General features: G+C 60.8%; 20 protein-coding genes. 8 read left to right on the forward strand and 12 right to left on the reverse strand.

Going from position 1 to position 23,474, the window contains the following annotated elements; translation table 11 throughout:
* Window positions 1-268 precede the first annotated feature (268 nt).
* The 3 genes from ACLIRY_RS04970 to ACLIRY_RS04980 all read right to left on the reverse strand — a co-directional run bounded on the left by ACLIRY_RS04970 (window position 269) and on the right by ACLIRY_RS04980 (window position 4,593).
* Window positions 269-2,224: a tripartite tricarboxylate transporter permease gene (locus tag ACLIRY_RS04970; RefSeq protein WP_413204257.1), complete on the reverse strand. Its 1,956-nt coding sequence runs from the start codon at window positions 2,222-2,224 to the stop codon at window positions 269-271.
* A gap of 146 nt (window positions 2,225-2,370) precedes the next feature.
* The gene (locus tag ACLIRY_RS04975; RefSeq protein WP_413204258.1) at window positions 2,371-3,459 is read right to left on the reverse strand and encodes a Bug family tripartite tricarboxylate transporter substrate binding protein; all 1,089 of its coding nucleotides are present in this window, start codon (window positions 3,457-3,459) and stop codon (window positions 2,371-2,373) included.
* A gap of 54 nt (window positions 3,460-3,513) precedes the next feature.
* Window positions 3,514-4,593: a 4-oxalomesaconate tautomerase gene (locus tag ACLIRY_RS04980; RefSeq protein ID WP_413204259.1), complete on the reverse strand. Its 1,080-nt coding sequence runs from the start codon at window positions 4,591-4,593 to the stop codon at window positions 3,514-3,516.
* 108 nt (window positions 4,594-4,701) lie between these two features.
* Here ACLIRY_RS04980 and ACLIRY_RS04985 point away from each other — a divergent pair, with 108 nt between their 5' ends.
* Window positions 4,702-5,595 (forward strand): LysR substrate-binding domain-containing protein, encoded by an 894-nt coding sequence (locus ACLIRY_RS04985; RefSeq protein ID WP_413204260.1) that lies wholly within the window; start codon window positions 4,702-4,704, stop codon window positions 5,593-5,595.
* A 131-nt stretch (window positions 5,596-5,726) separates the two neighbouring features.
* A complete protein-coding gene (locus tag ACLIRY_RS04990; RefSeq protein WP_413204261.1) occupies window positions 5,727-6,155 on the forward strand; it encodes a hypothetical protein in 429 nt (142 codons plus the stop codon).
* Window positions 6,156-6,453: 298 nt separating this feature from the next.
* Here the strand turns inward: ACLIRY_RS04990 and ACLIRY_RS04995 are convergent, their stop codons facing one another.
* Window positions 6,454-6,930: a hypothetical protein gene (locus ACLIRY_RS04995; protein WP_413204262.1), complete on the reverse strand. Its 477-nt coding sequence runs from the start codon at window positions 6,928-6,930 to the stop codon at window positions 6,454-6,456.
* A gap of 147 nt (window positions 6,931-7,077) precedes the next feature.
* On the opposite strand from ACLIRY_RS04995, the gene ACLIRY_RS05000 reads away from it, so the two are divergent.
* Window positions 7,078-7,917 carry an NAD(P)-dependent oxidoreductase gene (locus ACLIRY_RS05000; protein WP_413204263.1) on the forward strand — a complete coding sequence of 280 codons (840 nt, stop codon included), beginning with the start codon at window positions 7,078-7,080 and terminating at the stop codon, window positions 7,915-7,917.
* A 15-nt stretch (window positions 7,918-7,932) separates the two neighbouring features.
* Window positions 7,933-8,598 carry an alanyl-tRNA editing protein gene (locus ACLIRY_RS05005; protein ID WP_413204264.1) on the forward strand — a complete coding sequence of 222 codons (666 nt, stop codon included), beginning with the start codon at window positions 7,933-7,935 and terminating at the stop codon, window positions 8,596-8,598.
* 15 nt (window positions 8,599-8,613) lie between these two features.
* On the opposite strand, the gene ACLIRY_RS05010 is transcribed toward ACLIRY_RS05005, so the two are convergent.
* The 4 genes from ACLIRY_RS05010 to secA all read right to left on the reverse strand — a co-directional run bounded on the left by ACLIRY_RS05010 (window position 8,614) and on the right by secA (window position 13,530).
* The gene (locus ACLIRY_RS05010; protein ID WP_413204265.1) at window positions 8,614-9,153 is read right to left on the reverse strand and encodes an NUDIX hydrolase; all 540 of its coding nucleotides are present in this window, start codon (window positions 9,151-9,153) and stop codon (window positions 8,614-8,616) included.
* A gap of 379 nt (window positions 9,154-9,532) precedes the next feature.
* A complete protein-coding gene (locus tag ACLIRY_RS05015; protein ID WP_413204266.1) occupies window positions 9,533-9,739 on the reverse strand; it encodes a hypothetical protein in 207 nt (68 codons plus the stop codon).
* Window positions 9,740-9,870: 131 nt separating this feature from the next.
* Window positions 9,871-10,743, reverse strand: a complete 873-nt coding sequence (locus ACLIRY_RS05020; protein WP_413204267.1) for an FkbM family methyltransferase — start codon at window positions 10,741-10,743, stop codon at window positions 9,871-9,873.
* Window positions 10,744-10,812: 69 nt separating this feature from the next.
* Complete coding sequence (gene secA, locus ACLIRY_RS05025) at window positions 10,813-13,530, reverse strand: preprotein translocase subunit SecA (RefSeq protein WP_413204268.1); 2,718 nt, start codon at window positions 13,528-13,530, stop codon at window positions 10,813-10,815.
* 233 nt (window positions 13,531-13,763) lie between these two features.
* On the opposite strand from secA, the gene ACLIRY_RS05030 reads away from it, so the two are divergent.
* The gene (locus tag ACLIRY_RS05030) at window positions 13,764-16,409 is read left to right on the forward strand and encodes a TIGR02302 family protein (RefSeq protein ID WP_413204269.1); all 2,646 of its coding nucleotides are present in this window, start codon (window positions 13,764-13,766) and stop codon (window positions 16,407-16,409) included.
* An 84-nt stretch (window positions 16,410-16,493) separates the two neighbouring features.
* Here the strand turns inward: ACLIRY_RS05030 and ACLIRY_RS05035 are convergent, their stop codons facing one another.
* From ACLIRY_RS05035 to ACLIRY_RS05045, 3 genes are all read right to left on the reverse strand, one after another.
* Window positions 16,494-16,682, reverse strand: a complete 189-nt coding sequence (locus tag ACLIRY_RS05035; protein ID WP_413204270.1) for a DUF2892 domain-containing protein — start codon at window positions 16,680-16,682, stop codon at window positions 16,494-16,496.
* Window positions 16,683-16,818: 136 nt separating this feature from the next.
* Window positions 16,819-17,685, reverse strand: coding sequence for a prephenate dehydratase (locus tag ACLIRY_RS05040; RefSeq protein WP_413204271.1), 867 nt, complete (start codon window positions 17,683-17,685; stop codon window positions 16,819-16,821).
* Window positions 17,686-17,766: 81 nt separating this feature from the next.
* A complete protein-coding gene (locus ACLIRY_RS05045) occupies window positions 17,767-18,501 on the reverse strand; it encodes a 3-deoxy-manno-octulosonate cytidylyltransferase (RefSeq protein ID WP_413204272.1) in 735 nt (244 codons plus the stop codon).
* 227 nt (window positions 18,502-18,728) lie between these two features.
* Between ACLIRY_RS05045 and ACLIRY_RS05050 the strand changes: the two genes are divergently transcribed.
* Entirely contained in the window at window positions 18,729-19,955 is a 1,227-nt protein-coding gene (locus tag ACLIRY_RS05050; protein ID WP_413204273.1) for a putative manganese transporter, read from the forward strand.
* Between the two features lie 32 nt (window positions 19,956-19,987).
* Here the strand turns inward: ACLIRY_RS05050 and ACLIRY_RS05055 are convergent, their stop codons facing one another.
* Window positions 19,988-20,419 carry an EamA family transporter gene (locus ACLIRY_RS05055; protein ID WP_413204773.1) on the reverse strand — a complete coding sequence of 144 codons (432 nt, stop codon included), beginning with the start codon at window positions 20,417-20,419 and terminating at the stop codon, window positions 19,988-19,990.
* A gap of 243 nt (window positions 20,420-20,662) precedes the next feature.
* Here ACLIRY_RS05055 and hisN point away from each other — a divergent pair, with 243 nt between their 5' ends.
* Both hisN and ACLIRY_RS05065 read left to right on the forward strand, forming a co-directional pair.
* Complete coding sequence (gene hisN, locus ACLIRY_RS05060) at window positions 20,663-21,433, forward strand: histidinol-phosphatase (RefSeq protein ID WP_413204774.1); 771 nt, start codon at window positions 20,663-20,665, stop codon at window positions 21,431-21,433.
* Window positions 21,434-21,549: 116 nt separating this feature from the next.
* The gene (locus ACLIRY_RS05065; RefSeq protein WP_413204274.1) at window positions 21,550-23,394 is read left to right on the forward strand and encodes an extracellular solute-binding protein; all 1,845 of its coding nucleotides are present in this window, start codon (window positions 21,550-21,552) and stop codon (window positions 23,392-23,394) included.
* Window positions 23,395-23,474 lie beyond the last annotated feature (80 nt).

The raw sequence follows: 23,474 nt of genomic DNA on the forward strand, positions 1-23,474 counted from the left end.
CGGGATTTAGGTCTGCTTGAGCCAAACACGAAAAATCCCGCTAGAGTATCTTCGAGGCCAAATTCGGTCGCGAAGACACTCTAAGACTTGTGGAATGAAAGTGAAATGGGATCAACTTGACTCAAGTTGATCCCATTTCACTTTAAATTTCTGGCTTAGCGGGCCTATTTTGTTTACGAAAACATGAGACGTTGCCCCCTTTTAGTTGGACAACTTAACACCTGTCCGAAATCTGGGGCCCGTTCTCGCTGTTTGAGACTCCTTTCCTTCAAGCGGTCCAGCCCAAGGTGGTCTGGATCAGACCCTCGGGCAGGCGGAGGGACATGGCAGTCGTGACGACGTAAATGAATGCCAACGCCGAGGCGGTAATGAGCCCCGCGCGGAGCGGCCGGGCGTTTCCGGCAACGATCAGGAAGGCTGGCAGAAACAGTGCCATCGCGCCGAGAAAGCCGATCAGCCAGATTCCCAAGACCACGACGACGCAGACGCCGAGGTAAAGTTCCCGTCCGGACCAACGCCCTCGGAGGGCGAACCCCGCATCGTCGTCATGCAAGGCGGAGGCATGGGATCCGTAAAGATGGGTCAGCACCCAGAGCGCGCCCCCCGCCGCCAGGAACCCGACAGCGAGCGGAAAGATCTTGCCAAGAAAGCTAAGGTCGCGCGACATGGCGATACATACGCAAGCTGCCACCAAAAACAACGCCGCGAAGGCGAACTGGCGGGGACGGGTTTCCGTGGCGGTCGGGTCGGTCTCGCCTTCGCTCGAAACCGCTGAGCCATAGCGCAGTCCGAGCACGACCGAAACAATGGTGATGGCACCGATGATCAGAACGCCCGGCCGCCAGACCCAGGCCCAATCATAGAACTGAACCGCCTGGTAGAGATATCCTTCCGCCCCGGGCGCCAGAACAAAGCCGATCAGCAAAGCTGGACGCGGCCAGCCAAAGCGACGCATATAGAGACCGACGCCTCCCATCACAATCAGCGCAACCAGATCGGCAATCGACCGCGTCGCCTGATAGGCTGCAAACATGGTGATCATGATCATAAGGGGCGCGAGATAGACGAAGGGCACCTGTGTCAACCGGGCGACATAACGTGCCAGCAGCACGCAGAGACCCGCGCCGAAGACGTTGGCAAGCGCCAGAGACCAGATGATAGAGTAAGTGAGGTCGAGACGCGTTTCGACCATTGTGATGCCAGGCTGGATGCCGAGAAGGACCATCCCGCCGAGGAAAACAGCCATGGAGCCGGACCCAGGCACACCGAACAGCAGCGTTGGGATCAGCGCTCCGCCTTGGCAGGCGTTGTTCGCCGATTCAGGCGCGATCACGCCGCGAATGTCCCCCCGTCCGAACTGGGTTTTATCACGGCTCGTCTGAACGACGTGGCTATAGGCAATCCAGTCGACCACAGCCCCACCCAAACCCGGCAATGCACCGATAATACAACCAAGAGACGCGCAGCGACCGACGAGCCAAGGGTGCCGCAGCACGTCGCGCAGCCCCTTTCCCCAGCCGCCACCAAGGCCGGTGTTCTCGGAAATGGCCGTGCCGCGCTTCAAAAGGTCGATAATCTCGGGAATGGCGAAAAGCCCCATTGCCACGGCAACGAGAGGAATGCCGTCATAGAGATAGTCGATGCCGAATGTCAGGCGCGGCTCCCCTGTTGCTGGCGCGGTTCCGATGATACCGATGATCAGACCGAGCCCAGCGGCAGCGACACCTTTCGCAAGACTGCGGCCCGACAGCACCGCGACCATGGACAGGCCGAAGAGCGTCAGCATAAAAAGCTCGGCCGAGGAAAACGAGAGGACAAGGGGTCGCGCTATGACGATGGCAACGGTCAGCATCAGCGCACCGATCACCCCGCCAAAAAGGGAGCTTGCGAAAGCCGCGGAGAGTGCCCGAGCGGCCTCTCCCTTCTTGGCCAGCGGAAATCCGTCGAGCACCGTCGCCTGACTTGCGCTCGAACCGGGAATACCCATCATGACCGAGGTGAAGGTATCACCCGTCGGGATGACCGCGACCATGCCGATCAGCATTCCAAGCGCCGAGGTCGTATCCATGCCGTAGAGAAACGGCAAGAGGATCGACATGCCGGCGATCCCGCCAAGTCCGGGGAGGATCCCCACAACGAGGCCGACAAGGACGCCGATCAAAAGAAACCCGATATGATCGCCTGTGAAGACGTGGCCTAGCGCGAGAATTGCCGCGTCAAGCATGTTTTTTCCTCCCTAATTATTTACCGGCGCGACCATCCAAGGCCCTGCCGGGCATTTATTATTCGTACCGACGGAGCCGCCTGAGGCCCCGCCGGGCAATTATTATGAATACCGACAGGGCTCCCTGAGGCCCTGCCGGGCAATTGTCAGAGTGCGACGTTGAACTTGTCTTTCAACCAGGTGATCAGGTAGTCCCGGACGGCAGGGTCAATTTTCAGGGCCTGCTTCAATGCGGCATCGGCTTTCGGACCGGCGAGCTGTTGGTATATGCCAATTTCTTCACCCGCCCGCGCACTGAAATCCGGTGCATTGACGATAGCGTGAGCGGCATCGCCGTAGCTTGCAATCACGTCTGCCGGAGCGTCCTTGGGCAGAACCACCATTTTCTGCAGCGAGAAACCTGCCAACATCAGCGACCGCCATGCTTCATAGGCAGGCCCCTTCGGCGCGCTACCGGTCGCTTGCTCAAAGAATTCCACGAAAGTCGGCAAATCCGGGAAGGACGGGTCGCGTGAAACGCTGCCATCGGCGTTGACGACACCAAGGGAAAAGAGCGGCACGGCCTTACCCTCCTTTACCAGCGGAACCACACTGTTAAGGTAAGCTGCCGTGGTCTGGAAGCCGATTCCCGCTTCGCCCCGTTCGAATGCGAGGCGTCCCTCGCCGCGGCTCTTCATACCGAAGACCGGTCGGACCTTCAGGTCCAACATCTCAAAAGCAAGAAGAACTGGCATCTCGAGCCCTGTTGCGCTCTGTGCCGCGAACCGGATCTCGGGTTTTCTTAAAGCCTCGATGTCCGCCGCGCTGCTCACGCCATACTCAGGTGACAGATAAACGACACCGCCGGTTGGCGAGGCGAGGACAGCCGTCCAATTCGCATAATCGTAGCGCACGCGCGGATCGCCAAGGATCGCGGGAAACTGGGTCGATGCCGATGTGCCAAGGATCTCCAGCCCATCGGATCCAGCTCGCGCCGCGAACTGGTTCGCACCCGTAATCGAGCCGCCGCCGGGTACGTTCAGCACCACGACATTGGGCTTGCCCGGAAGGGCGTCGCTGAACTGCGGCGCAAAGAAACGCGCCCATACGTCGGTTCCGCCTCCCACACCGAACGGAATGGTCCATTCGATCGTCTTGCCGCTGAAGTCCTGCGCCGATGCGGGCGCCGCTAAGGTACTGAACGCGACGACGCAGGCAAGCGCGGCGCCAAGTGTTGATTTCTTCTGGATTTTCATGATTTTTTTCCTCCCTGGATACTCACGGTTTTTCTTTTCCTCTGTAAGCCTGAGTCAGGCAGCGGCGTCGCGCACATGCACGATACCTTCAAAAATCCGCCTTGCAGTACGGATTAACGAGACCCGAACAATCTCTCCGGTTGCAGGGTCCTGTTCGACCTCGACGGGCGTCGCGCCCGAGGGGTGTTCGATTTGAAGCAGCCGACGGCCGGCCGCATCGGGTGCAGGCAAATCGGCCACGGCATAGGCGACCGTGCCGGGGGTACAACAGGCTGCGGCGATGCAAACGGCACCGGTCACCGCGACCGCCATGTGGCAAGCATGCGGCACGAAATATCGTGCCCGGATCGTTCCTCCATATTCCGCTGGAGAGAGCAGGATCGGTTTGGGCACCACGAGGTCCGAAACATCGCCAAGACCCATGACCTCGCCAGCCAAGCGTCTGACCCGCTCAAGCCGCGCCATGAAGTCTCGATCTGCGTCGAGTTCGGCCGGTGTTTCTCCACCGGTCTTCCCAAAGCTCCGCGCATCTGCCAGCATCGCGGCCACCGCCATGTCGATCAGGCTCACCTGCTGGCCGTCGAGCACATCATGGGTCTGGCCGCTGGGTAGGAATTTTCCCGTCTTAGACCCGGCGGCATCGAGAAAGACGAGCCGGATGGGGGCTGCGGTGCCCGGCACACCGGCGATCGCTATTGCCCCCTCATAATTCACCCGTCCGTTCGGGGTCTCGACCGTGGCCTCGATCAGCTTGCCCGTGTTGACATTGTGGATGACGAGCGATGTCCTTGGATCACCAGCGGCGATCAAGCCACTCTCGATTGCAAAAGGACCAACGGCGGCGAGCATGTTGCCGCAATTCGGCGCCGTATCAACCAACGCCCGCTCCACGTTCACCTGGGCAAACAGATAATCGACATCGGCACCCTGCACCGAGCCCGGGCCGACGATCGCCACCTTGCTGGTCAGGGGATTGCCGCCACCAATGCCGTCAACCTGCAGAGGATGTCCGGAGCCGAGTGCGGAAATCAGGATTGCGTCGCGCGCGGCGGGGTCGGCCGGAAGGTCGGTGGCAAGGAAGAACGGGCCACGAGACGTGCCGCCGCGCATCAGAACGCAAGGGATCTTGGTCATTGAGTGTTTCTCCTCCCGTTGACCGGGTGCCAACTGTGAGGAAAGGTCTTGCCATCCTGGCGTTATTGTGTGAAATGCATTTTTCACACCCATTAATGTGTTTAGAACATGAACATTGATCTAGAAGACCTTAGCGCCTTCGTCGCAACGGCAGAGATGCGTAATTTCGGGGTAGCGGCCGAGAGCATCCACCTCTCGCAGCCGGCGCTGACGCGCCGCATACAGAAACTGGAGGCCGCGCTTGGGGTCACACTTCTCGAGCGAACCACCCGCCGGGTTGAGCTTACTGCTGTCGGGCGCGATTTTCTTGGGCGAGCGCGGCGGCTGTTGGACGACTTCGAGTCCTCTCTTCTGTCTGTGCGGGAAATCGCCGAGCGGCGGTCGGGGCTCGTCAGCATTGCCTGCATCCCCACAGCCGCATATTACTTCCTACCCGATGTCGTACGGGCCTTTAACGAGGCCTATCCGGCCATTCGCATTCGCATCGTCGACGACGGTGCCAACGAAGTGCTACAGGCCGTGTTGAACCGCGAGGTCGATTTCGGCATCACCTTGCTCGGCTCCGATGACCCCGATGTCATGTTCGCGCCTTTGGTGGAAGAACCCTTCGTGCTGGCCTGCCGGAAAGACCATGAACTTTCGATATGCCCGTCAGTCGCCTGGCGAGACCTGGCCAATCACCGCTTCATCACGGTCGGACGTTCGAGCGGAAACCGCCTCATCATCGACCTCGCCCTCGGCCGCGCCGGTCTCAGGCCGAAATGGTTCTACGAGGTCCAGCACCTGTCCACTTCGTTGGGTCTGGTCGAGGCCGGACTTGGAATTGCAGCATTGCCACGCATGTCCCTGCCATCTGGAGACCACCCAACAATTGCAAGCAGGCCGTTGGTGGATCCGGTCGTCACCAGAACGGTTGGCGTCGTTCGACGCGTAGGGGCAACTTTGTCCCCATCAGCAGAGCGCTTTTACACGATGATGATGGAGCGTTGGCAGGAAAGGTAACCCTTGTGTCGATCTTGGTATACTATTGTGCGAAGGGCCCCAAACACCAGCCCCCCGGTAAGGCCGAGCCTCATTGTACTTGCCCATCCAGGCGTTGAAATCGGCTTGAAGCTGATCACCCCCGGAAAAGTATGGCAAAGCTCACCAAGCGCACCGTCGACCACACCGAGATCTCGGATCGCACAAAGGTCATCTGGGACGACGAACTCCGAGGTTTCGGCCTGCGAATCTATCCCAATGGGCGAAAGGTCTTCGTCGTCAACGGCAATCCCTGGATCATCACGGACCGAAAGGACGGGGCGCGCCTGACAGATCTCCAACATCCGTGGCTGCGCATTCGGGAGCAGGCCAGGCTCCCCGATGTTCGGATCCACGACTTGTGCCACTCCTACGCCAGCGGCGCTCTCGCGCTGGGCGAAGGACTGCCGATGATCGGCAAACTCTTGGGGCACACGCAGATCCAAACCACGGCTCGGGTTGCCCATTTGGCGAATGATCCCGTGAAAGCCGCCGCCAGAAAGAGCACGGACTTTCTCGCCGATGCCATCATGCGCCCTTGAGGGAAGCCAGGAAGAGGCCTTATACCAAGGTGCGGTGAGTCAAACTCACCGCACCTTGGTATAAGCTTTATAGTCCCAGTTCTTGGAATCGGCACTCACAGCCATATTTGCGGCAAACACCCACCAAATGAGTGCTCCAACGATAACGCCTCCGCCAGCTCGCATCAGGTTCTATGAGAATTTAGAAACATCGAGATTTTGACTCGCCAAGTTACACCTCCTTCACAGGCGATGACGCCAATCCACCCGAGGTAGGGTAGTCGGAGAGAGAAAGGCTCCCTTTCCCGTCAATCGAACGCTACAAATCCAACATAGCGTCGATTTCAGACTGATGCATCGTCTTCTGGGCACCGTGGATGATGGAACTCGCCACATCCATGAGCTTCTGCAGGTTGCGGCTGGCGGCCCGCGCCCGTTCCGAGCCCACGTCCATATTGCCTTCCGCCAAAGCTTGCTCAACGCGGGCAATGGATTGGACGGCGATGAAATTCATCTGCTCAAGAGTTTCTTCGAAGGGAATCTTGTATTGGGCCGGGGCGTGTTCATACCCCTCAATAGCCAAGTCCTTGTCGGAAAAGCTACTGTCGCGAAAATGGGCCTGGTAGGACTTCGGGCGCCATTCCTTACAATCCTCGAGAATGTCGGGCATATCCGGCACCATTTCGAGGAGCATGATAACTTCATTGAAATGATTGAGATAGTCGGTCGCAAGTAGTGTTTCGGGGTTTATATTCCGACCCTGAACCTTTTCGCGAAAGACGTCGTAATCGCCCATGCCCCCACTATATTCCCATGAACTTCCCAGGGTGCAGTCCCTGCGGTTCCATTCCGTCCGATCCTGGCATTCCAAACACCAGAAGTGTCATGTTAACCAATAGAAGATCGACTGTCTCGCCAAGAATACCATGCAAGGAGTAGACTTTTGGAGAATCAAATACCAACCGCCAGTATCGGTATCGCCGGATGTGGCGCCATGGGCCTGCCCATGGCCTGCCGCTTGGCAAGCGCTGGTCTCGACGTCTGGGGATTGGACATTAAACCCTTAGATCAATTCGGTGATTTTGCATCCCGCATGCTCCCCTCCCCCCGGGAAATGGCCGCGCACTGTCCGGTGATTCTATCCGTCGTGCGAGATCGGGCAGAAACAGAAACCCTTTGCTTCGGAGAAGGCGGACTGTTTACGACGTCTCCCTATCCCCGAGTCTTCATCATTTGCTCCACCCTGGCACCAGTCGATGTCCTTGAAATCGCCGCAGGTCTCCCACCGGACGCGATCGCCATAGATGCCGCCATTTCCGGCGCCCCCATCGCGGCACAAGAAGGGACCCTGACCGTCATGATGGGGGGCCCAGAAGCCACAACGAAGACCCTGATGCCCATATTCACCCCGCTTGCTCAGGCAATCCATCACCTCGGCCCGCTTGGTGCGGGTATGACCGTGAAGGTGTTGAACAACTTCGTCGCCGCCAGCACCGTGGTGGCCGTCCGCCGAGCCTTCGCAGCGGCGGACAGCTTGGGCATGGACTGGCGCACCCTGCGTGCCGTCATGGAAACCAGCAGCGGCGGCACATGGTTCGGAACCAATTATGAGCGGATCTCCTGGGCCAACGAAGGGTGGGAGAAAGGCAATACCATGGCGATCCTGGAAAAAGACGTGAACGCCTATCTCACCACCGTCAAGGCCAGCGAGCAACGCGACCCCGATCCCTTCGAAACCGCAGTTCTTGGGAGCCTGAAAACCATGCCGCCAGTCGATCGATAACAGGAGCGAAAATCCATGGACCGCGTGTTTTGGACGGATCCCTATCAAACCCGGCTGGACAGTCGAGTCGTCAGCGTCACCGGATCAGAGGTCATGCTGGAGGCCACCATCCTTTTCGCCGAATCCGGAGGGCAGGAATCAGATCGGGGCAGCATCGATGGGTTTCCCGTGATCCATGCCGAAATCCTGGGGCCTGACATCGTCTATACGCTCGCCGAACCTCCTCCCTTTGCCGCAGGTGATCTGGTCACCACCCTCATCGACTGGCCCCGACGCTACGCGCTGATGCGCCTCCATTTCGCAGCGGAAATCGTTCTGGAACTGTATTATAAAGCCTTTCCAGGCTTGGAAAAGATCGGCGCCCATATCGCTGAAACCAAGGCACGCATTGATTTCCTGTTCGAGGGAAGCATAGCCCCCACTTTTCCAGACATTCTTGCCCGGTTCGACGCCCTTGTGGATGCCGATGCCCCCATCACCAGCACCTTTTCCGACGAATCCGCCCTCCGCCGCTTTTGGAGCATAGAGGGATTCGCCCAGGTCCCCTGTGGCGGTACCCACCTCCGTCGAACCGGAGAAATCGGGCGGATTCGCTTGAAGCGGAAAAACATCGGCGGGGGGAAGGAACGGGTGGAAATCACCCTTGTTCCGGAAATCGGAACATCAACCTTATTTCCATAAACCGGAAAATCGATCCTACCGGGCTTCCAGGTTCCCCATCGGTGGGAAAGCGTCCAAATGCGCCGTGTCCCGATACTGCCGCAAGGCCCAATCCACAGTAGGATAGGCCAGATGGTTCCAGGGAATATCGTTCCAGGGCACCAGAATTGTCTCCTGACTTTCGATCCCTGGGGCGTGGTCGGGGGACAGCATCTCTGCCCGATAGATCAATTGGACCTGACTGATTCGGGCCAAATTATAGATCGCCAGCAGAGGCCCCACACGGATACGAGCCTTTGCCTCCTCCCAGACCTCCCGGGCGGCACCGTCCTGGGTCGTCTCACCCAATTCCATATACCCGGCAGGCATGGCCCAATAGCCGACCCGGGGTTCAATCGCCCGACGCACCAACAAAAAGCGGTCTTCCCAAGTGCAAACGGCACCGACGATGATCTTGGGATTGTCGTAGCGAACGAAGCCGCAGGTGTCGCAAACCAAGCGCTCCCTGTCGTCGCCGTCGGGCACGCGAAGGCTGAATGTCTGATCTTCCTCTTCTGGGGAAACGAACGAACTCACGGCTTCCCCCGTCAGATCAGGACGTTGACATAGGTTCCGCGCGGCGCATCAAGATCATAGCGCACACCATCGGCCACCACGAAACGGCTGACGAAATCGCCCCCATCAAGCCGCTTGGGCCGAGGGCGCATCGTTTTTTCGGGAACAGATGTGATCCGGCGAGGCTCCACCGCATCTACGGGTGACCGTGCCCTTGTCCGTCCGGCAGCATCGGTTGGGCGCACGGTCCCTTGTGTGCGTCCAGCTCGGGAGCCTGGGCCAGGAACGGAGGACGGGCGCCGAAAATCGCCACCAATACCCGTTGGGTCCTTCGCCATTCCCGATCACATCCCATCACGTCCAAAATAAGAAAACCACACCATCCGAGCGAATGCCGCCATCAGGCATTGATATCCACCACTTGCCCTTTGCCCGGACCGGCTGGTGGTTGGCTTGCGCCTTCCGATACGGCCTGAGTGTTTGCGACACCCCGGTCAAGCAGGACGACTGCATTTTGCTCCGCCGCGATTCCCTGCTTCAACATGCTGCTTTGTGCCTGCATCAAGGCGGCAGCACTTTGTAAGGTCGACGCTGTACTGGCTTCCATGACCGATCCCTTTGTTCACGGGTGTATCAGGAGTCTAACGCTGTCGGCATGGACGACACAAGAATTCCCAGTACCTGGTAGGACTCTTTCCATGATCATGAACCGGCGCGTCCCCATGTTGGAGGCCCCCTTTACTTCTCCTCCGCCCAGACATTCAGGTCTGCACGCATGTACCACGCATCAAAGGCCGTCAGATTCCGGAATACCCGCAGGTATCCCGCCCCTTCCATTAAACCGTCGATTAACCTCTGTTCGTCCGTGAAATTATGCTCGACGGTCAGGACAATAGGCCGAAAGCGACCAAAATCGAAGGCCTTCAGAATTTCGTATTCACTCCCTTCGGTATCAAGGGAGATATAGCTGGGGGCTTCCCCGCCGAACTCGCGATCCACGAGATCATTCAAGGACAAGCTTTCCACTTGGATACTCCGGCCCGACGTGTTCCGTTCCTTTGAATTACCCGGTAAATATCCTGCGTCGGAATAGCGATAGTTAGCCAGGGTAGACAGGGGAGCGCATTCAGACTCGAAGAACTCCAGCTGTTCTCCCGTGGCCCGCCAAACGCATTCCGTGAGAATCCGCGCTTTGGGCCGATTGCCCCGCAACGCCTCATGCCAGTAGATGCTCGGTTCAGACAACACGCCAGTCCAGCCCATGTCCCGGTCAAGCATCAGGCTATTTGACATATACACGCCATCGGACGCACCGAATTCCAAGAACGTCAAAGGGGCGCGGTCCCCGACGGCAAAGCTGGCAAAAATATCCTGCATCAGCTGGGACGAGGACTTCCGGACCAGCGGAACCGCATGGGTCAGGAAGTCCAGCAACATGCCCGGGCGCGCATCCACCAATTTGCCCTGGTAGGCAGACACCGCCAAAGCCACAACGCGATCGATATGATGCTTGTCGGATAGGTCGATGATTTCCCAGAAATTGACCTGCTCCCCCACCAAGGCAGAGAAACGGCTTCCGTCATCCTGATCATCGGCCCCCTGATCCGTCATCCGCGCTCTTCCCTTGTCCAACCACGGCGTCCCTCACCAGCCTATCAGATGGCCAAGAGCCGCCCCAGGTTAGATCAGTCCATGGCAATGTTTGTACTTTTTGCCCGACCCACAGGGGCAGGCCTCGTTCCGGGATACCTTACCCCATGTTTCGGGTCGGTTGGGATCACGATCTTCCGGCGATGTATTGGCGCGGGCCGACATCGGCGCGGCCACACCGGGAACGCCACCTCCCCCCACCTGAGCCTCAGGCTCCTCATGCACCAACTGGCCCTGAGGTTCCGGCGGGGGCGGGGGCGGGGGCTCTTCCATGCGAAGCTGAATGTTGCAAAGAACGCCTGTCACCCGCTCCCGCAGGTCAGACAGCATTGTCTGGAACATTTCAAAGGATTCGGATTTGTACTCGTTCAACGGATCCCGTTGGGCATAGGACCGCAGACCGATGCTCTGCCGCAACTGCTCCAGGTGAAGAAGATGCTCCTTCCACATGGAGTCGAGGATCTGGAGAAGCAGGCTTTTTTCCACCATACGCAGGACTTCTGGGCCGTATTCGGCCGCTTTGGCCGCCATTTTCTCGTCGCTGGCCTTAATCACCCGCTCCAGGATTTCCTCGTTGGCGATCCCTTCCTCCTCGGCCCAATCGACGATGGGCAGATCCAACCCCAGCAGACGACCCAATTCGTCATGCAGTCCCTTGGCGTCCCACTCCTCGGGCATGGCCTTCGGAGGCATGTGGGCGGTCACCTTATTCTCAACAATCTCATGGCGCATATCGGCCACGGTTTCCTGGACATCCTTGGCGTCCATCAGTTCACGCCGCTGTTCGTAGACCACCTTACGCTGGTCGTTCATCACGTCGTCGAACTTCAGCAGGTTTTTCCGAATGTCGAAGTTGCGGGCTTCGACCTTCTGCTGGGCCTTTTCCAGGGCTTTGTTGATCCAGGGGTGGACGATGGCCTCCCCCTCTTCCAGGCCCAGTTTGCGCAGCATGCCTTCCATCCGGTCTGACCCGAAAATGCGCATCAGATCGTCTTCCAAGGACAGGAAGAACTTGGACGCCCCCGGATCCCCCTGGCGACCGGAGCGGCCCCGCAACTGGTTGTCAATGCGGCGGCTTTCATGGCGTTCCGTACCGATCACATAGAGGCCACCGGCCTCCAGGGCCTGAGCCTTCTTGGCTGCGATATCCTTGGTGAGGTCCTCGATCTTGGCGGCGCGCTCCTCCTCGGAGGCTCCCTCGGGCAGTTCGTGTAACAGGCGCATATCCAAGTTGCCGCCCAATTGGATATCCGTGCCGCGACCAGCCATGTTGGTGGCGATGGTCACGGCACCAGGCACACCGGCCTGGGAAACGATGAAGGCTTCCTGCTCGTGGTACCGGGCGTTCAGCACCTGGGGTTCGATCTTCTTGGCTTTACGCAGCAATTCGGCGAGATATTCGGACTTCTCGATGGACGTTGTCCCCACCAGAACAGGCTGCTTCCGCGCCTGACATTCGGCAATCAACTCAACGATGGCGTCATACTTTTCCTTGGCGGAGCGGTAGACCTCATCATCGTAATCCTTGCGCGCCAAATTCCGGTTGGTCGGAATATCCACGACCTCCAGCCCGTAGATCTCGGCGAATTCTCCTGCCTCGGTCAGGGCCGTACCGGTCATGCCCGCCAGCTTGGGATACATGCGGAAGAAGTTCTGGAAGGTGATCGACGCCAGAGTCTGGTTTTCCGGCTTGATCTCCACCCCCTCCTTGGCCTCCAGGGCCTGATGCAACCCTTCCGAGAAGCGGCGTCCATCCATGGCCCGACCGGTGAACTCGTCGATGATCACCACCTTGCCCGCCCGGACCATGTAATGGACATCCCGGTCAAACAGCTTGTGGGCGCGCAGTCCCTGGGTGGCATGGTGCAAGGCGGTCACGTTGCGCGAGTCATAGAGGTTGCCCTCCTCCAGCAATCCCGCCTCACGCAGCAACTCCTCGACATGCTCGGAGCCCTCCTCGGTGAAGGTGACGGAGCGGGCCTTCTCGTCCTTCTCGTAATCGGACTCCACCAATTTGGGGATCAGCATGTCAACGGCCCGGTACATGGCAGAGCCATCTTCTGCGGGACCGGAGATAATCAGCGGCGTCCGCGCCTCGTCGATCAGGATGGAGTCCACCTCGTCGACAATGGCAAAGTTGAAGGGCCGTTGGACCATGTCCTCCAGCCGGTATTTCATGTTATCGCGCAGATAGTCGAAGCCCAGCTCGTTGTTCGTGCCGTAGGTCACGTCGCAGGCGTAGGCCTTGCGGCGCTCGGCATCGTCCAGGTCATGGACAATGACGCCCACGGTCAGACCCAGGAAGCGGTAGACCTGGGCCATCCATTCGGCGTCACGACTGGCGAGGTAATCATTGACCGTCACCACATGCACACCCTTGCCCGACAAGGCGTTCAGGTAGACGGGCAGGGTCGCCACCAGGGTCTTGCCCTCACCGGTGCGCATTTCGGAGATGCGCCCTTGATGCAGCACCAAACCGCCCATCAACTGCACATCGTAATGGCGCTGTCCCAGAGCCCTCTTGGCGGCCTCTCGCACGGTGGTGAAGGCGTCAACCAGGATGTCGTCGAGGGTTTCCCCCTTGGCCAGCCGCCCCTTTAACCAATCCGTTCGGGCAACCAGATCGGCGTCGGACAGGCCTTCAACCTCCGGCTCCTTCGCGTTGATCGCCTCCACGGTCTTCATGAGGCCTTTAACAACTCGATCATTCGCGGTTCCGAAAATCCGCCGGGCGATGGCGCCGAACATATGTACCTCGAGGCTCGTGGTTGGGTGCAGGCAGGACAAACCTCCGGCGCGGAGCCGGACGGACTTCGGCGAAGAGATAGAGCGGGGGAGCCCCCCTGTCAACGAAAGCCCCGCCCCGCTGTCCAAAGGTCGGAAAAACAGTCCCTCTCGCCGGACGGGAAAAAGGCATCCTGGGACTTGCCGTCCCCCCGTGTCTTACCCCATCTTTTTAGCGAAGTAGAAAAGGGAGGCCCATGGCCCAGAAGACCGGGGATCACCGCCTGCGCCACCCCAATGGGACACACCCGGGGCGCGCCGACACCCAGGCACATCCATCCCGCCCCGCTCTGTCCCTGCCCGTCTCTTGGGGCTGGCTGGCGGCCTGTCGGCTTGTGCTCGTCTGGGAACGGCTCTGGCGGGCCTTCTGGAGTCTGGTTTGCATCCTGGGCACGGCCCTGGCTGTCGGACTCACCGGGTTGACCGAAGCCCTTCCCCCCTGGGTTCACCTCGCCCTCCTGCTGCTGTTCCTTGGGGCAAGTCTCGCGGCCCTGGGCTTCGGCCTCCGCCAGTTCCGCTGGCCCCGACGGGAGGAAGCCTGGCACCTCCTGGAAACGGGAGAGGACACCCACCATCGCCCCCTGACCGCAGCCACAGACAGCCTTGCCCTTGGGGGCAGCGACCCCTTCGGGGCCCTGTTGTGGCGCGCCCATCGCCGATCCATGGCCCGCTCTGCCCGGTCCTTGCGGCCCCGTTGGCCCCGCCCCCGCATCCCCGAACGCGACCCCTGCGGTCTGCGGGTCTTGCCCCTGTTATTCCTGGTGGTCGGTCTCGCCGCCGGATATCGGGATCCCGGTCTGCGTTTGGCGGCTTTCCTGTCCCCCGATGTCCTGCCGGAGCGGGTCGCTCCCGTAGCCCGCCTTTGGCTGACGCCACCTGAGTACACGGGACAGGCGCCGACCCGCATCGACACAGCCTTGGACCAAGCCCAGGATCGAGCCCAGGATCCGGCAGAAGAAACCAGCGCTGGAGACACCGCTGGACACGATACCCCGGGCCCCCTGCGCCTACCGGAAGGGACAACCGTCCTGGCCATGGTTCATGGGCGGAACCTGGACGACGCGAACACGGCCAGGATCCTCCTTGGCACGGAGAGCCTCCCCCTTTCCCCCCTGGATGACAGCACCTTGCGGGCCGAAGGAACGCTGACCAAAAGCGGACGTCTGACCCTGACGCTGGACGGCGAGACCCTTCTCGACCGCGCCCTGGAGATCATCCCCGATGCCCCCCCGACCATTGCCTTTACCGAGCCGCCCAGAGGCGATGACCGGGGACGGACCCACTTGTCCCTCACCCTGTCCGACGACCATGGGTTGGCCTCGGCCAAGGTGGAAATCCGCCCCGTCGACCCCTTGCCCGATGACCAGGACCAAGTCCTGACCATCGACCTGCCGGTGCGGGCCGGAGCCAAGGGGCCTTTGACCGTCCGGGTGACTCCGGATCTGGCTGCCCACCGCTGGGCCGGACGGACCGTGGGGCTGTTCCCCCTCGCCGAAGATGTCCGGGGCACCGTCACCCAGGGGGATCCGGAGGTGTTCACCCTGCCCGAGCGAGTCTTCACCCATCCGATCGCAAAGGCCATCATCGCCCAACGCAAGCTCTACACGGATCACCCCAACGCCTATTGGCGCGTCCTGAGGGCTTTGGACGGGCTGACCATTCGCCCCGAGGTCCTGGATGGCAATCTGTCCGTCTTCCTCGCCCTGCGCACCGCCCGGTTCCATCTGGCCCGATACCGCGAGGACAGCGACGTGGAGCGGGTGCGCGCCCTGCTCTGGTCCGCCGCCCTGCGACTGGAGGAAGGGACCCTGTCCCGGGCCACCGCCGACCTGGACCGCCTGAACGAACGCCTGAAGGAAGCCCTTTCCGGCGACCCCAGCCAGGAGGAGGTAGCCCGCCTGCTACGCGATGCGCGAGAGGCCATGACGGCCATGCTCCGGGCGCTGGCGAACTCCCTTCCCCAGATGACCGGCCCCATGCCCCCGATGATGGGCGAGATGCCCCCCTCCCTTGACCCCGGAGCCATGGACCAATTGCTGCGCGACATGGAGCAGATGAATCGCCTGGGCGCCAAGGACGCCGTCAAGGAGATGCTCGCCCAGTTGGAGCAGATGGTGAACCAGATGCGCTCCCTGCGGTCCATGAACATGTCCCCGGAAATGGCCAAGGCCATGGAGGAGATGCGCGCCCTCTCTGAGGCCTTGAACGCCCTGCGCCAGGATCAGTCCGACCTGATGGACCAAACCTTCAAGCGCGATCAGGAACACCGGGCCGAACAGGGCAACATCCCCATGCCCGGCGACCAGGGAGCCAACTTTTTGGGCCTGCCCCTGCCTGCCCCTCCCCCCATGGTGGGGGGGGAAAGCGAAGCCCTGAGCCGCCAGCAAGAGGCGTTGACCAAACGCCTTGAATCTCTGCTTGCGGAATTGGGAGAAAAAACCAACCAGATTCCCCAGGATCTGGGGGACGCCGCCCTGGCCATGGATGAGGCCCGAAATGCGCTGCAACAGGGGAACCTTCCCGGTGCACTGAACGCACAGGGGCAGGCTCTGGACCTGTTGTCCAAGGGCAACCGATCTGCCATGCGCTCGATGATGCAGTCCATGGGGGCGGGCATGCCCATGATGATCCCCCTGCCCGGCAACCAATCCGGCAGCCAGCCCCAATCGAACCAGGACCCCTTGGGGCGGGGGAACATGAACAACGGTCGGGTCAAGCTTCCCGGTGGTCCGGAAGCCCAGCGGGCCCGGGAGATTCTGGACGAACTGCGACGCAGGGCCAATGATCCGGCCCGGATCCAGCCGGAACGGGACTATCTGAAGCGCTTGATTCCCACCTATTGATCCCCCTCCGATCCGCTTTCCAACAAAAAAGCCCGGCCACGGATAATCTCCGGGCCGGGCTTGTCCGTCTCGCCTGAGGCGGGATCAGGAGGTCTTGCAGGTCTTGATGCCGAAGGGCAAATAGGCCGGGCACCAGCCCAGGGCTGCCGTCACCAACGGCACCACGCCAATGTATCCCCACATCCCCACCGTGCCGGTCGCCGCCAGGGCGATCAGGGCAATACCGACGACGGCGCGCAGGATCCGATCGATCCCTCCAACGTTCCTGTTCATGACGCTCTCTCTTTCCAGTCAGGGTTCCGCCCGCCGACCTCGCCAAGCGAGGCCACCGGACATGCGTTCGAATGGAAAGAGCCTACGCCCCTTGAGAGCGCGTCACCGTGACAAGGTCACATAAGGTCGATCTAATTTAATCCCGCTTCAAATCCCGCCGGGCCGCAAAGCGGTAGGGATGGGCCGGATAGGTTCCCATAATCTTCAGTTCGTGGGTGAAATGAGCCAGTTCATCCAAAGCCCGGCCAAGGGCTTCGTCTTCTGGACGGCCTTCCACATCAGCGTAGAAGCGCGCCGCCACGAAGGTACCTGCCACCTGATAGCTTTCCAGCTTGGTCATGTTTACGCCGTTGGTGGCGAAGCCGCCCAGGGCCTTGTACAGGGCTGCGGGCACATTCTTTACCCGAAAGACAAAGGTCGTGACCGTCTCCACCGCCCGGTTGGGCACCACGGCTTCCCGGGCCATGACCAGGAAGCGGGTGGTGTTGTGGTCTTCGTCCTCGATATTGGCCTTCAGGGAGTCGAGGCCATAGATCTTCCCGGCCAGTTCGCTGGCGATGGCCGCCTCCGTCGGGCTCTTGTGCTCGGCCAGCTCCGATGCCGCCCCCGCCGTGTCGGCGTGAACGATCGCCTTGAGGCCGTACTCCTTGATGAACTTCCGGCATTGTCCCAGGGCATGGACATGGCTGCGAACGATCTTCACATCCTCCAGCTTGGTCCCTGGCGCCACAAGGAAGTGGTGGCTGACCTTCAGAAAGAATTCATCAATGATATGCAGGCCGGAATCGGGCATCAGGTGGTGAATATCGGCCACCCGCCCCGCCACGGAATTCTCGATGGGCAACACCGCATAGAGGGCGTGTCCCTCGCGCACCGCAGCAAAAGCATCCTCAAAGGCCGCGCAGGGCAGCACCTCCATTGAGGGGAACAGCTTGGTCGCGGCCATATGAGAATAGGCGCCGGGCAGGCCCTGGAAGGCCACGGTGTTCTTCGGATCGGACATGAATACCCCAGATGAATAGGCCTGAAGGCGAAAGACAATTCCGGATCAGGATCAATCCGGGAATGACCCGGATGGGTGCGGTCAGGCCAACAGGGTCCGCGCCCGCTCAAGATCTGCGGGAGTATCGACACCCAGCGGAACGGTGTCAACGAGGGCAGCCTCAACCCGCATGTGGTTCTCCAACGCGCGCAACTGCTCCAGCTTCTCGCGCTGCTCCAACACGGCGGGTGGCAGGGAGATGAAAGCCCTCAACGCGGTCCGGCGGAAGGCATAAAGACCGATATGGTGGTACAGTGGTCCCTCTCCCGTCGGCGCCATGGCCCGGGTGAAATAGAGGGCGCGGCCCATGGTCTGACCGGGCGCCAGACCGACAATGGCCTTGACCACATTCGGGTTCTCCCTCTCCTCCGGCCGGGTGATCTCGCAAATCAGGGTGGACAGGTGGATAGAGGGATCACTGTCCAGGCACTCCAAGGCCGCGTGGATCAACTTGGGATCCAGGGTGGGCAGGTCCCCTTGAACATTCACCACCACATCGTAGCGGCGGTTCGGATCATAGGCGCGAACGGCCCGCATCACCCGGTCGGAGCCGGACGGCAGATCCGGGTTGGTCAGAATCGCTTCCCCCCCATGGTCCCGCACCGCTGCGGCGATCTCCTCTTCGGCCACAGCCACAAGAACCGGGCCGACATCCGCTTCCATGGCGCGGCGCCAGACCTGAACAATCATGGGGACGCCACCAATATCGGCAAGGGGCTTGCCCGGCAAACGGGTGGAGGCCATGCGAGCGGGAATGACAACAATCGGGGAGGACATCGGTTAGGGACTCCAGGCACGGGGGACGCAGCTCGGGATCACGAGCTGAGGGATCATGCACGGAACACCGTAACGATTCCAGGCGCAAGTCCAGGCGCAGAACACCGATCGATTGAATCGATTGATTAAGCAAAAACAATTTCCTCGTCATGATTGCGAATAAGTCGCATTATTATATTGTCAAAGAGCCCGGGGATGCAATCCAACCGGGTAGAGGAGATGAGACGATGACAACATTGGTGCTTCAGTCCTGGAAATCGGCGCAATCGGCCGCAAAAACCGTGCGAATCCCCTGGCGTCCGGCCGTTCTGGCGCTGGTCGTTGCCCTTGCCCTGTCTGACACGCCAGCGGGAGAAGCGGCGCGCACCGCCCTGTCCGACGCCTATTTGTCCGTCGCCACCTTCGTTGCAGGCACGCTGTTCCTGGTCCATTGGATGGAACGGGGGCTCGGCATCGACCTGGGAGAGCTGATGACCCGCCGCCGGGCCTGGGCGGTCCCCATTGCGGCCCTTCTCGGCGCCTTCCCCGGATGTGGGGGTGCCATCATCGTCACCACCCAGTTCACCCTGGGACGGTCGAGTCTGGGCGCGTTGGTTGCCACATTGACCGCGACCATGGGCGACGCGGCCTTCCTTTTGCTGGCCCGCGAGCCCACAACCGCCCTGCTGGTCATTGGTTTGGGTCTTCTGTCGGGAACGGCCATGGGATATCTGGTTGACACCCTGCACCCCGACCTCTCGGCGCGCACCTCCCCCCTTCCGGGGTCGCGGACCGGCAGCCCGTCCGCCCAACCTCAAGCCCCCATCTCCGAATCCGGTTCCCGCCCGTCCTGGACCCTGTGGACCGAGCGGATCTGGTTGGCCCTTTTGGTTCCAGGTGGCGTCTTCTCGGTGCTGTTGGCGTTTCAAATCAATCCGGACTCGTTCATGGGACCGCTGTCCAACCTGAGTGTCACCAAGTCCCTGGGCGTGACCGGATCGCTGGTCATCCTGGCCATGTGGTCTTTGAAGTCCGTCAGGGGAGGTCCCGCCGTCGTCCCCGGACCGGCCTCCTCCCCCTCCCAGTCGCCGTGCAGAAGCGCCACGGCGTCGGTGATGGCGGATACCAACTTCGTCAGCGTCTGGGTGATCGGCGGCTTCATGGCCTACGAAATGACCGTGACTTTGACCGGCGTGGATCTGGCCGCCTGGTTCGAAACCGCCGCCCCCGTGATGCCCCTGGTGGGGGTGGCCGTGGGCCTGTTGCCGGGCTGTGGACCACAGATCATCGTCACGGCCCTGTACCTGAACGGATTGGTGCCCTTCTCGGCGCTGTTGGGCAATGCCCTGTCCAATGATGGGGATGCGCTCTTCCCGGCCATCGCCCTGGCTCCCCGGTCCGCCGCCCTGGCCACGGCCTATTCCGCAGCCCCCGCAGTGGCCATGGCCTACGGTGCCTACGCCCTGGGATATTAACCCAAGGCCGCCTCTCCTCCCGAGGCGGCCTTTCAGCCCTTTCGTGTCAGCAGAACGACACCAAGAGCGACGAACCCCAACCCGAGCCAATGAATCCGCGCCAGCTTTTCCCCCAGAAAGGCCACCCCGAAGACGGCCACGAGAACAACGCTCATCTTGTCGACGGGCGCCACGCGGGAGGCGTCACCGAGTTTCAGCGCGCGAAAATAGCAAAGCCAGGACGCCCCCGTGGCCAAACCGGAAAGCACCAGGAAGAGCATGCTCTTCCCCGGGATCGCTGCCGCCTCGCGCCATTGGCCGCCCACCAGCAGGATTCCGCCCAGCAGCAGCAGAATCACCACCGTGCGAAGAAAAGTTGCCAAATCCGGATCAATGGAGTTCACGCCCACCTTGGCCAAAATGGCCGTCAAGGCCGCGAAAAAAGCGGAGAGGGCAGCCCACGCCGCCCACCCCATGGAACCGATTGCCATCACCCACTCTCCTTGTCTGGAAGACCTGAAGCCAAGTTATCTGAAAACCCAGAGACCAAATAGCAAACACGGGCGCGGCAAGGGGTCAAGAAGCGGACATCCAGAGGGACGGAGCAAGCAGCCCCTCTCTTGCGCCCTTTCCTCCCGCCCCAGAGACGGGTACCTTCCAAAGGTTCAAACCCACCTCGTCACCGCCGGAGTGCCCTCCCCGTGTCCCTTGCGTCCGCCGAGCCCCCCATGGATCCCGCCTTCATCCAATTGGCCCACGACTTGGCGGAGGTCTCCGCTGCGGTCATTCGCCCCCTGTTCCGCAAGCCCATCGCCGTGGACGACAAGGCCGATGCCTCGCCGGTGACGGAAGCCGACCGGGGCGCCGAGGCCGCCATGCGTGCCCTGATCGGCCGGACCTTCCCCGACCATGGCATCATTGGCGAGGAATACGGACGGGAGAATGAGGACGCGGACTATGTCTGGGTCCTCGATCCCATTGACGGAACGGGGGCCTTCATCACCGGCAAACCCTCCTTCGGCACCCTGATCGGCCTGTGCCGGAAGGGAAAGCCGATCCTGGGGCTCATCAATCAACCGGTAATCAACGAGCGCTGGATTGGTGGCCTGGGTCTGCCGACGACCTTCAATGGTGCGTCCGTCCACTGCCGCCCCTGCCCCACCCTGGACAAGGCGGCGCTCTACACCACAGCCGTGGAACTCTTCTCCCGGCCCGAGGACGCCGCCGCCTTCGAACGCCTGCGGGCCAAGGCCAAGCTGCGGCGCTACGGCTGCGACTGTTACGCCTATGGGCTGGTGGCCCTGGGCTTCGCCGATGTGGTCTGCGAGGCAGGGCTGAAAATCTACGATTATGCCGCCCTCGCCCCCGTGGTCACCGCCGCCGGTGGGCTCATGACCGATTGGCAGGGCGCCCCCCTCTCCATCACCTCCGGGGACCGGGTTTTGGCGTCGGGCGATCCGGAAACCCATGCCCAGGCCCTGGCCCTGCTCAAAGGTTAGGCACGAAACCCCCTTGATCCCGCCGCGAGACGGCCTCATTTCGCATATAGATCAAAAGCAAGCCCACAGGTCCTCCACACCGTGCTGTTCCTTCCGCACCCGTCCAGGAGCTTTCGATGCGACCAGTCGCCGCCCTGACCGCCGCCGCTCTGTCCGCCGCTGTCCTGTCCGCCAGCTTCGCCCTTCCGAACCTTGGCCGGGCCGAGGACACTCCGGCTCCGGCCCACGGCTTGGCCATGTACGGAACGCCCAAATATCCGGCGGACTTCACCCATTTCGACTATGTGAACCCAGACGCCCCCAAAGGGGGAGACATCCGGCTGGCAACCATCGGCGGCTTCGACAGCCTGAACCCCTATGTCATCAAAGGGGACAGCGCCGCCGGGCTCGGCCTGACCTACGACACCCTCATGGTGTCCTCGGCGGATGAGGCTTTCACCAAATATGGTCTGATCGCGGAAAGCGTGGAAGTGCCCAAGGATCGATCCTGGGTCCGCTTCACCCTCCGCCCCGAAGCCAAATGGAGCGACGGTGAGCCCATCACCGCAGAAGACGTGGCCTTCAGCATGGAGACCCTGCGCACCAAGGGGCTCCCTCTCTACAACGCCTACTACTCCAGCGTAACGAACGTGGAAGTGGAGGACGAGAGAACCGTTCGTTTCGATTTCGAGGAGGGCGAAAACCGGGAATTGCCGCTCATCGTCAGCGAACTCCCCATTCTGCCCAAACACTATTGGAAGGATCGGGATTTCACGGCGGTCACCCTGGACATCCCTGTGACCAGTGGCCCCTATGCCGTGAAGGATTTCGAGCCGGGACGGTACATCACCCTCGAACGGCGGGACGACTACTGGGCCAAGGACCTGCCGGTGAACCGGGGCAAAAACAATTTCGATACCATTCGATATGACTATTACCGGGATTCCACGGTGATGTTCGAAGCCTTCAAGGCCGGAGCCATCGACTTCCGCCAGGAAATGTCGGCCAAGGCCTGGGCAACCAAATATGACTTTCCCGCCGCCGAGGATGGACGCGTCATCAAGGAAACCCTGGACCACCACCGTGTCGAGGGCATGCAGGGATTTGTCTACAATATGCGTAATCCGCTCTTCGCAGACCCCAAGGTGCGCGAGGCACTGGCAAACGCTTTTGACTTCGAATGGACCAATCAAACCCTCTCGTCCGGCGAACTAAAACACCATCGCAGTTACTTCGACAATTCGGACCTCGCGGCGACGGGCCTGCCTTCGGAGGCGGAACTGGCAATTCTGGAGCCTTTGCGCGACGACATTCCGAAGCGGGTTTTCACCGAAGAGTACAATCCACCCTCCACCGCCCCCCCCGGTGGGCTGCGGGCCAACCTGAAAAAGGCCCTGGACCTGCTCCGCGAAGCGGGCTGGAGCGTCAAGGATGGCAAACTCGTCAATGGCGAGGGAAAACCCTTTTCCTTCGAAATACTCTTGGTGCAGCCCGAATTTGAAAAAATCATCCTCCCCATGGCCAAGAATCTGGAACGCCTGGGAATCGACGTATCGATCCGCACCGTGGACACCGCCCAATATATCAACCGACTGACCCAATTCGACTACGACATGATCGTTGGAAGCTGGGGCCAAACGGAAAGTCCGGGCAATGAACAGCGGGATTTCTGGTCTTCCGCAGCCGCAGATACCCCGGGTAGCCGGAATCTGGCGGGCATCAAGAATCCGGCACTGGACAAGGTGATCGACCAACTCATCGCCTCGCCCAGCCGCGAGGATCTTGTCACCCGGGTCCATGCCCTGGACCGGATCCTGCAGTGGTCTTTCCTTGTGATCCCCCAATTCTACTTCGGTGCCGATTTCATCGCCCACTGGGACATTTTCGGTCACCCGCCCACTCCGAGCAAGGGGGTGCAGCTCATGACCTGGTGGATCGATCCGGAAAAAGCTGCGTCCCTCACGGGCCGGTCGGCGCGCTAGATCACGATGAAATCAGGTCTGTCCGACCTGATTTCATAAACGTGATCTAGATCATATAGTTAGAGCGGAATGAGGACGGA

This window comes from Rhodospirillum sp. A1_3_36 (assembly GCF_047263945.1).
GTDB lineage: Bacteria > Pseudomonadota > Alphaproteobacteria > Rhodospirillales > Rhodospirillaceae > Rhodospirillum.

Bases quoted from the DNA above. Each gene is read 5' to 3' on its own strand.
- ACLIRY_RS04970 (WP_413204257.1), bottom strand. From the start codon at position 2,224: ATGCTTGACGCGGCAATTCTCGCGCTAGGCCACGTCTTCACAGGCGAT.
- ACLIRY_RS04975 (WP_413204258.1), bottom strand. From the start codon at position 3,459: ATGAAAATCCAGAAGAAATCAACACTTGGCGCCGCGCTTGCCTGCGTC.
- ACLIRY_RS04980 (WP_413204259.1), bottom strand. From the start codon at position 4,593: ATGACCAAGATCCCTTGCGTTCTGATGCGCGGCGGCACGTCTCGTGGC.
- ACLIRY_RS04985 (WP_413204260.1), top strand. From the start codon at position 4,702: ATGAACATTGATCTAGAAGACCTTAGCGCCTTCGTCGCAACGGCAGAG.
- ACLIRY_RS04990 (WP_413204261.1), top strand. From the start codon at position 5,727: ATGGCAAAGCTCACCAAGCGCACCGTCGACCACACCGAGATCTCGGAT.
- ACLIRY_RS04995 (WP_413204262.1), bottom strand. From the start codon at position 6,930: ATGGGCGATTACGACGTCTTTCGCGAAAAGGTTCAGGGTCGGAATATA.
- ACLIRY_RS05005 (WP_413204264.1), top strand. From the start codon at position 7,933: ATGGACCGCGTGTTTTGGACGGATCCCTATCAAACCCGGCTGGACAGT.
- ACLIRY_RS05015 (WP_413204266.1), bottom strand. From the start codon at position 9,739: ATGGAAGCCAGTACAGCGTCGACCTTACAAAGTGCTGCCGCCTTGATG.
- ACLIRY_RS05020 (WP_413204267.1), bottom strand. From the start codon at position 10,743: ATGACGGATCAGGGGGCCGATGATCAGGATGACGGAAGCCGTTTCTCT.
- secA (WP_413204268.1), bottom strand. From the start codon at position 13,530: ATGTTCGGCGCCATCGCCCGGCGGATTTTCGGAACCGCGAATGATCGA.
- ACLIRY_RS05030 (WP_413204269.1), top strand. From the start codon at position 13,764: ATGGCCCAGAAGACCGGGGATCACCGCCTGCGCCACCCCAATGGGACA.
- ACLIRY_RS05035 (WP_413204270.1), bottom strand. From the start codon at position 16,682: ATGAACAGGAACGTTGGAGGGATCGATCGGATCCTGCGCGCCGTCGTC.
- ACLIRY_RS05040 (WP_413204271.1), bottom strand. From the start codon at position 17,685: ATGTCCGATCCGAAGAACACCGTGGCCTTCCAGGGCCTGCCCGGCGCC.
- ACLIRY_RS05045 (WP_413204272.1), bottom strand. From the start codon at position 18,501: ATGTCCTCCCCGATTGTTGTCATTCCCGCTCGCATGGCCTCCACCCGT.
- ACLIRY_RS05050 (WP_413204273.1), top strand. From the start codon at position 18,729: ATGACAACATTGGTGCTTCAGTCCTGGAAATCGGCGCAATCGGCCGCA.
- hisN (WP_413204774.1), top strand. From the start codon at position 20,663: ATGGATCCCGCCTTCATCCAATTGGCCCACGACTTGGCGGAGGTCTCC.
- ACLIRY_RS05065 (WP_413204274.1), top strand. From the start codon at position 21,550: ATGCGACCAGTCGCCGCCCTGACCGCCGCCGCTCTGTCCGCCGCTGTC.